General features: G+C 54.4%; 1 pseudogene. It reads right to left on the bottom strand.

The window, feature by feature from the left end:
• Window positions 1-283, bottom strand: a pseudogene (locus tag SB725_RS30795) (MFS transporter); the annotation flags it as partial.

Raw genomic sequence — 283 nt, 5'->3', positions numbered from 1 at the left:
ATCGACATATAGAACAGGGTGAATGCGCCATCAAGCCGCGGATCTTTCGGCGGATAGCACTTCGAAAGCAAGCTGGCTGGGTTAGCTTTAAACAGGCCGTTACCGACAGCGATAGTCCCCAGGGCGATGAAAATCAGGTCAGGCTTAAGTAGCGACATGCCGGTCATGAAGTAGCCAATCGCCAGCACAAGTGCTCCGAGAACAATGGTGCGTTTGGTCCCCAGCAGGTGGTCGCCGACATAGCCGCCAATGGAAATGAGGCCATAGACCAGCGCAGCAAAAG

It is taken from the genome of Pseudomonas sp. SIMBA_041, assembly GCF_046535095.1.
GTDB classification, from domain to species: Bacteria; Pseudomonadota; Gammaproteobacteria; order Pseudomonadales; family Pseudomonadaceae; genus Aquipseudomonas; species Aquipseudomonas mucoides.
The sequence above is the reverse complement of the archived record's forward strand: the minus strand, read 5'-3'. Positions and strand labels throughout refer to the sequence as shown.